Source organism: Amnibacterium sp. (assembly GCF_025463795.1).
GTDB lineage: Bacteria > Actinomycetota > Actinomycetes > Actinomycetales > Microbacteriaceae > Amnibacterium.
Window position 1 is genome coordinate 1 of the sequence record NZ_JAODBE010000141.1, and the last position, 7,243, is coordinate 7,243.

Here is a 7,243-nt window from a genome sequence, read left to right on the forward strand (position 1 = left end):
GCCAGCGCCCGCATCGTGGACGTCGACGGCGACGGAGACCCCGACCGCGAGTGGGCGGACATCCTGCTCGGCGGGACGGTGCGCTTCGGCATCACGACGGCATCCGGCGCGACGGTGTCCGCCGAGCAGCAGTTCGCGGGTGGCGGCGACCGCACCTTCGTCGTGGGGAAGCTGGCGAGCGGGGTGGTCGTCGCCATCCCCAGCGAAGGGCGCGACTCGCCGCTCTGGTCGTTCGTGCGGTGCGCGCTGCACCCGGTCGCCGGCACCTACGACCCGCACGCCCCGGTCGGCGGCGGCCGGTTCGTCTTCGCCAGCGCGGACGACGCCGGCGCAGTCGGCTGCCTGCACGGCGAGCTCGACGGGTTCCACTCGATCGACGCCGGCCCGAACCGCGCCACGTTCACGGCCGTCGAGGTCATCGTCTCGGCGGACGGGCTGCACGCGACGACCGGGACGACGAGGACGGTGCTGAAGGACGCGAAGAACGAGACCATCAGCGACTACCGGAGGATCGCGCCGTTCACACGGGCGACGTGCGGGACCTCGCCCGTGCTGCGGCCGAGCTTTCACGGCGGCTGACCCGGCCGAGGAGTCGCAGGATGGACCCGAGGCGGGGGACGGGGGAGCGCATGCGGCAGGGCAGGGGCGGGCACGGCCTGCGGCGATCCGCAGCGCTCTGGCGCTACGCGCTGACCGCCGTGCTGGGCCTGCCGCGCCGGCCGGCGCCGGGCGCCGCTCCCCGTCGCAATGCGGCCGCGTCGTCGTTCGAGGCCCCGCTGGAGGCGGCGAACGCGCTGCAGTTCGGGCGGGCCTACTGGCTGTCGCCGTTCGGGCGGGGCAACCGTCTCGACGCGCTGTTCTGGGCGCCGCTCGCCGAGGTCCCCGACGACCGCGTCGACGCGGTGCTCGTCGCACTCGAGGCCGAGGGCATCGCGGCGTGGGCCGCTCCGGTGCGGGGGCGTCCGCGACGGACGGATCGGGTGTCGGCGGTGTCCGTCGGTGCGGACCGTCTCGAGGACGCCGGCACCGTGCTGATGCGCGTGCTGTCCGCCTGAGGCGCCGGCCGGCCGCGGCGGCGTCGTCACGGCGAGCCGACCGCGGCCCGGAGGATCGCCGGCGTCTCCCCGGTGTCCGTGTGCCGGTGCGCGTGCGGGCCGAGCGCGCGGTCCGCCTCGACGTTCTCGGCCACGTCGTCGAGGAAGAGCACCACCGTCACCAGCACCGCCCGATCCGGGAGAGGGCGCTAATGCTCCCGCCACCACGTGTCGAACGGCGTGACCGGAAGGCGGCGCTTGTGCTCCGTCTTCTGGAACTGCTCCTCGATCCGCGCGGTCGTCGCCCCGTCGACCTGCGCGCCCTGCAGGTAGGCGTCGATGTCGCGGTAGGCGATCCCCAGGTTGTCCTCGTCGGTCTGACCGGGGCGGAGGTCGAGCAGGTCCGCGGTGGGGGCCTTCGTGTAGAGACGCTCCGGGGCACCGAGGTGCTCGAGCATCGACGCGCCCTGGTTCTTCGTCAGGCCGGAGAGCGGGATGACGTCGGTGCCGCCGTCGCCGAACTTCGTGAAGAAGCCGGTGATCGCCTCGGCCGCGTGGTCGGTGCCGACCACCAGGGCGCCGGACTCGCTGGCGATCGCGTACTGGACCACCATCCGGATCCGAGCCTTCGCATTGCCCTTGGCGAAGTCGCTGAGCGGGGCGCCGATCGCCCGCTCGTAGTCCGCGGCGAGCGCATCGACCGACGCCTTGATGTTCACCGTGCGGACGACGTCCGGTCCGATGAACCGGAGGGCCTCCTGGGCGTCGTCCTCATCCGCCTGCACGCCGTACGGCAGCCGCACCGTCGTCAGCGTCGCGTCGAGACCCTGCCCTCGCGCCTGCTCGGCGGCCAGCTGGCAGAGCTTGCCGGCGAGCGTCGAGTCCTGGCCGCCGCTGACGGCGAGCACGAAGCCCCTGGTGCGGGACGCCTCCAGGTAGGCGACGAGGAAGTCCCGCCGTCTCGCGAGCTCCTCCTCGACGTCGATGGTGGGTCGGGAGCCGAGTTCGGCGAGGATCGCCGTCCGGGAGCGGGCCATGCCGTCACGATACGGGCGGATCGCTCGGAAGCACCCGTCGGTCCCGACGGGCGGGGCGCCCCGAAACGCCTCCGGCAGCCTGGTGGCGGGCCGTGCTTCCGCTGACCCTTCCCCGAAGGCCGCATCCTCCGGGGCCCACGAGGACTATCACCGGGGGAGGAGGTGCGCCGTGCAACCCGTGGTCTGGATCGTGATCGCCGTCGTGGTGATCGTCATCGTGGTGGTGGTCGTGCTGCTGCTCGCCCGCCGCGGTCGTGTGGTCGCTCGCGCGAACGAGCATCGCGCCCAGCGCATCCGTGAGGATGCGCACAACGACGAGCTGGCCACCCGCGAACGCGAGGCGGAGGCGATGCGCGTCCGCGCCGACGCCGACCGCGCGAAGGCGGAGGCCCAGCAGGCGCAGGTCGACGCGGAGCGCCTGCAGCGCGCCGGCGCCGACAAGCAGGCCGACGCCGAGCGGATGCGCTCCGACGTCGACGGACGCCTCCGCCGTGCGGACCAGCTCGACCCGAACGTCGACACCGACCGGCGGGAGTAGCGCCGAGCGCCGGCCTCGTGTCGCGGTTTCGGACGCCGCGCCCACGGGACCACGTCCCGAACTGCGACGCGGCCGAGGCACGCGGCTGATCAGGCGCGCCACGCCGGCAGGCGCGCGAGGCGGAAGTCTCATCGATCCCGCAGAGCGGTGCCCTAGCCTCCCGCCATGGACTGGGGCCTGCTGATCCCGATCGTGCTCGTCGTGGTGCTGATCGTGGTCTTCGCGATCTACCTCTGGGCGACGTACAACTCGCTGGTGACCCTGAAGGCGCGGGTCGACGAGGCCTGGAGCGACATCACGGTGCAGCTGAGACGCCGCGCCGACCTCATCCCGAACATCGTCGACACCGTCAAGGGGTACGCGACCCACGAGAAGGGTGTCTTCGAGAGCGTCACCCGGGCGAGAGCCGAGACGCTCTCCGCCTCGACGCCGACCGAGGCCACCTCGGCCGAGAACCACATGCAGCAGGCGCTGAAGTCGATCTTCGCCGTCGCCGAGGCCTACCCGCAGCTGCAGGCGAGCACGAACTTCCTGCAGCTGCAGTCGGAGCTGGTCGACACCGAGGACACGATCCAGGCGTCGAGGCGCTTCTACAACGGGGGCGTGCGCGAGTTCAACACGAAGATCCAGGTGTTCCCGAACAACACCTTCGCCCGTCGGCTCGGCTTCACCCGGCGCGAGTTCTTCGAGGTCGCCGACTCGGCCGCGATCGCACAGCCGCCCCGCGTCCAGTTCTGACCCGCCCGCACGCACACTTGCCACTTTCCGACCCCATGCGTGCCGTTTGGGGGCAGAAAGGGGCAAGTCTGCGTCCACACGGAGTCAGGCGTTGTCGGAGACCGCCTTGCTGACCGCCGTCGGGGCGTCGTAGTCGCCGTCCGGAATACGTCCGAGCGCGTCGAGCACGCGCTGGTCGGCTCCCTCCTTCTTCGCGGTCTCGACGATCGTGTCCTTCGACGCCGGGTAGTCGATGCCGCTCAGGAACTTCTGGATCCGGATGGGATTCGGCGTATCCGCCATCTCGTCCTCCTTCTTCTCGATGTGGCCCGTGCCCGGGCCTCAGCCGGCGAGGCGGTCGGCGGCGAACACCACGTCCGGGGCGTCCACCTCACGGTTCGGGATCGTCGTCGGTGCCTCGAGGTGCACGGCGCCCGACGGCAGCAGGCCCGCGGCGCCGTAGCGCTCCATGACCCGCCACTGGGCCACGACGTCCTCTCCGGCGTGCGCGGGCGGCAGGTCGCTCCAGAAGCCGAACCCGCCGCACTCCACGAGGGCCGCGCGGCGGTAGAGCACGCATGCGCCGATCCACGCGATCCGGTACGGCACCCAGCCGCGCGCCGCATCGGCCTGGTCCGCGGCGACGTGCACGAGGTTCGCGGCGTTGTGGAGCGTCCAGCGCTCGAAACCGGGCTCGCCGCGACGGATCCGCTCGGGCCGCACGGGCCCGTCCCACCGCTCGAACGGCTGCTGCTCCTGCGGGCGACGGTCGTCGAGGTAGGAGAGGCCCTGGGGCGCCATGCCGACGAACCCGCAGGCGAGCGTCGAGAGCGCCTCGTGCAGGCGTTGCAGCGCCCCGGGCTCCAGCCAGACGTCGTCGTCGAGGAACAGCACCGCGTCGGCGGTCGCCTGACGCAGCAGGAAGTCGCGGTGCTCCGCGATTCCGCGGCGGGGGCGGTGCCGCAGCAGCCGAGGCTGCCGGCCCTGCACCTCGAGCACCCGGAACATGGCCTGCACGGCCGGGTCCGTGGCCGCCGGATGCGTGTCCGACTGGTCGCTGACGAGCACGCGGAACGGCGGGTCGTCCTGGGCGGCGAGCCCGGCGAGCGTCACCGCGAGCTCGCCCGTGCGGCCGACCGTGCCGATCAGCACGTCGACGAGCGGCTCGGGCGCGGGAGCGTGGCTCGCCCACTCGGCGGCGGTGCGCCGGCTCATCCGGCCGCCGTGCCCTCCGGCAGCGCCCTGGTGCGGGCGATGATGCCGCTCGTGGAATGCGCGCTCACATAGCCGAGGATCGCGACGGTGCCGCCGTACGCCTCCACGGCCGCGGTCTCCTCCAGCATCTCGGGCGTGTAGTCGCCGCCCTTCGCGTAGACGTCGGGGCGGATGCGCTCGAGCAGCGGGATCGCGGTGTCGTCGCCGAAGACGGTGACGTAGTCGACGCAGCCGAGCTCGGCCAGCACACCGGCGCGGTCGGCGGCGCCGTTGATCGGCCGGCCGGGGCCCTTCAGCCGCCGCACGGACGCGTCGTCGTTCACCGCGACGACGAGCACGTCCCCGAGCTGCTTCGCCTGCTTGAGGGAGGTGGTGTGCCCCACGTGCAGCACGTCGAAGCAGCCGTTGGTGAACACGATGCGGCGGCCCGCCCGTCGGTCGGCCTCGAGCGCCGCCTCCAGCCGGCCCGCGTCGAGCACCCGCGTCGGGCCCTCGACCGCGGCGAGCAGCGCCGCCCGCGTGCACACGCTCGTGCCGGGCTCGCGCACGACGACGTCGGCGGCGAGCTGCGCGACGACGGCCGCGTCGGCCAGCGGCTCGCCGAGTGCGAGCGCCAGGCCGAGAGCGGCCGCGAAGGTGTCGCCCGCGCCGTTCGCCATCGCGTCGGGCGCCGGATGGGCCCTGGTGCGGGAGGTGCCCTCGGGGGCGTGCACGACGGTGCCGTCGCGATCGAGGGTGACGACGACGCCGGCCGCGCCGGTGGCGGCCAGGAGCTCCGTGCGCAGCAGCTGCGCCTGCTGCACCCGGTCGGGGCCGACCGGGTGGCCGAGCAGCCGCTCCGTCTCGCCCGCGTTGGGGGTCACGGCGGTCGGGCCGAGCACCGACCAGGGGGCGAGGTCGTGGGCGTCGACGACGGTGACCGGCGGCCGTTCGGCACGGGCGGCGAGGGCGTCCCGCACGACGCCGACGGCGGATCCGATCCCGTAGTCGCACACGAGCTCCGCGTCGGCGGTGCGGGTCGCGGCGAGCGCCGCCGCGGCGACGAGCTCGCGTGTCCCGTCGTCGACCTGATCTCCCTCGTCGACGCGCACGAGCACCTGCCCGCCGCCGGCGACGCGGGTCTTGACCGTCGTGGCGAGCCCGGCGATGCGGAGCAGGCCGCTGGTGTCGACTCCGGCGTCCTGCAGCAGCGCGGTCAGCGCGGCACCGCCCACGTCGTCGCCGATCGCACCCACGATCGCCACGTCGGCCCCGAGCGCCGCGAGGTTCACCGCGGTGTTGGCGGCACCCCCGGCGACGTCGGCCCGATCGGCGATGCGCACGACGGGCGCGGGCGCCTCGCGGCTCATCCGCTCGGCGCTGCCCGCCCACCATCGGTCGAGCAGGGCGTCGCCGATCACGACGATGCGGGGCCGCCGCACCTGGAGCGCCGCGTCGACCCGGCGGACGACCTCGGCCGGATCGGTCACGGCGCGGCACCGGGCAGGCCGAGGTGCACCACCGTCGTGGTCGTCATCTCGTCGAGCAGCTCCGGGCCGTACCCGTAGCCGGATCCGCTGGCCCGGCGAGGCTGGGCGCTGCCGCCCGGCGCCCCACCGAAGACGGCGTTCACCTTGACGGTGCCGACCGGCAGCACCGCCGCCGCGCGGTGGGCGTGCGCCATGTCGGGGGTGAGCACGGTCGCCGCGAGCCCGTACCGGTCCGCGGCGGCGAGCAGCAGGGCCTCGTCGAAGTCGTCGACGACCCGCACGGGCACGATCGGCCCGAAGGTCTCCTCGGTGACGGCGAGGGCGTCGTCCGGCACGTCGACGAGCACGGTCGGCGGATAGAAGGTGCCGGGACGGTCGGGGAGCGTGCCGCCGGTCAGCACGCGCGCACCGCGGCGTACCGCGTCCAGGACGTGGGCGTGGACCGCCTGCCGCATCCGCTCGTCCACGAGGGGACCGATGCGGCCGGACCAGGACTCCGCTTCGGCGACGAGGGCGGAGACGAACCCGTCGGCGACGTCGCGGTGCACGAGGACCCGTTCGACGGACGTGCAGATCTGGCCGGCGTTCGCGAAGGCGCCGAGCGCAGCCTGCCCGGCGGCCCACACCGGATCGACGCCCGCGTCGATGACGAGCGCGTCGTTGCCGCCGTTCTCGCGGATCACGTGGAGGTCCCGGGCGGCGCCGACGAGCGCGAGGCTGCGGCCGGTCGCCGTGGAGCCCACGTGGGCGAGCACGGAGACGCCCGGCTGCTCGGCGAGCAGGGCCCCGGTCGCCCCGTCGCCGGTCACGCCGACCAGCACGCCGTCGGGCAGCGCGCCCGCGAGGATCTCGTTCAGCAGCGCGGCGGTGGCGGGGCAGCGCTCGCTGCCCTTGTGGACGACCGTGTCACCCGCGACGATCGCGGCGCCGAGCAGGCCCGCGGCGACCGCGGCCGGGTCGTTCCACGGCGTGAGCGCGACGACGACGCCGCGCGGATGGGGGAGCGCGTAGTCGACCGCGTCCGCCCCGCCACGCAGCGCCTTGCCCCGGTGCAGGGGCCCGAGCTCGGCGTACTGGAGCAGGGTGCCGATCGCCGCCTGCACGCCGCCTGCCGCGTCGGCCGGCGTCTTGCCGGTCTCGCGGGTGTTCAGGGTCGCGACCTCGTCGGCACGCTCCGCGAGGGCGGCCGCGGCAGCCCGCAGCAGCTCGCCGCGACGGGCGGGCGGGGTCGCC

At 74.2% G+C, this 7,243-nt stretch carries 10 protein-coding genes; 4 read left to right on the plus strand and 6 right to left on the minus strand.

Going from position 1 to position 7,243, the window contains the following annotated elements; all coding sequences use genetic code 11:
* On the plus strand, nucleotides 1-579 hold a 579-nt coding region (locus JWQ92_RS12260), incomplete at its 5' end, for a hypothetical protein (RefSeq protein ID WP_297344743.1).
* A gap of 20 nt (nucleotides 580-599) precedes the next feature.
* Nucleotides 600-1,055: a hypothetical protein gene (locus JWQ92_RS12265; protein WP_297344744.1), complete on the plus strand. Its 456-nt coding sequence runs from the start codon at nucleotides 600-602 to the stop codon at nucleotides 1,053-1,055.
* 26 nt (nucleotides 1,056-1,081) lie between these two features.
* Here the strand turns inward: JWQ92_RS12265 and JWQ92_RS12270 are convergent, their stop codons facing one another.
* Both JWQ92_RS12270 and nadE read right to left on the minus strand, forming a co-directional pair.
* Nucleotides 1,082-1,222 (minus strand): hypothetical protein, encoded by a 141-nt coding sequence (locus JWQ92_RS12270; RefSeq protein ID WP_297344745.1) that lies wholly within the window; start codon nucleotides 1,220-1,222, stop codon nucleotides 1,082-1,084.
* A 21-nt stretch (nucleotides 1,223-1,243) separates the two neighbouring features.
* The gene (nadE, locus tag JWQ92_RS12275) at nucleotides 1,244-2,071 is read right to left on the minus strand and encodes an ammonia-dependent NAD(+) synthetase (RefSeq protein WP_297344746.1); all 828 of its coding nucleotides are present in this window, start codon (nucleotides 2,069-2,071) and stop codon (nucleotides 1,244-1,246) included.
* A 169-nt stretch (nucleotides 2,072-2,240) separates the two neighbouring features.
* Between nadE and JWQ92_RS12280 the strand changes: the two genes are divergently transcribed.
* Both JWQ92_RS12280 and JWQ92_RS12285 read left to right on the plus strand, forming a co-directional pair.
* Entirely contained in the window at nucleotides 2,241-2,609 is a 369-nt protein-coding gene (locus JWQ92_RS12280) for a hypothetical protein (protein ID WP_297344747.1), read from the plus strand.
* Between the two features lie 165 nt (nucleotides 2,610-2,774).
* Complete coding sequence (locus tag JWQ92_RS12285; RefSeq protein WP_297344748.1) at nucleotides 2,775-3,347, plus strand: LemA family protein; 573 nt, start codon at nucleotides 2,775-2,777, stop codon at nucleotides 3,345-3,347.
* 84 nt (nucleotides 3,348-3,431) lie between these two features.
* Here JWQ92_RS12285 and JWQ92_RS12290 read toward each other — a convergent pair whose 3' ends face one another.
* The 4 genes from JWQ92_RS12290 to JWQ92_RS12305 all read right to left on the minus strand — a co-directional run.
* A complete protein-coding gene (locus tag JWQ92_RS12290; RefSeq protein ID WP_297344749.1) occupies nucleotides 3,432-3,629 on the minus strand; it encodes a DUF2795 domain-containing protein in 198 nt (65 codons plus the stop codon).
* Between the two features lie 39 nt (nucleotides 3,630-3,668).
* Entirely contained in the window at nucleotides 3,669-4,541 is an 873-nt protein-coding gene (locus JWQ92_RS12295) for a glycosyltransferase family 2 protein (protein WP_297344750.1), read from the minus strand.
* Nucleotides 4,538-6,010, minus strand: a complete 1,473-nt coding sequence (rfaE2, locus tag JWQ92_RS12300) for a D-glycero-beta-D-manno-heptose 1-phosphate adenylyltransferase (protein WP_297344751.1) — start codon at nucleotides 6,008-6,010, stop codon at nucleotides 4,538-4,540. Before rfaE2 ends, JWQ92_RS12295 begins: the two co-directional genes overlap by 4 nt.
* Nucleotides 6,007-7,243, minus strand: a 1,237-nt coding sequence (locus tag JWQ92_RS12305; RefSeq protein ID WP_297344752.1) for an aldehyde dehydrogenase family protein, incomplete at its 5' end; no start/stop codon positions are given. The genes JWQ92_RS12305 and rfaE2, both read right to left, overlap by 4 nt.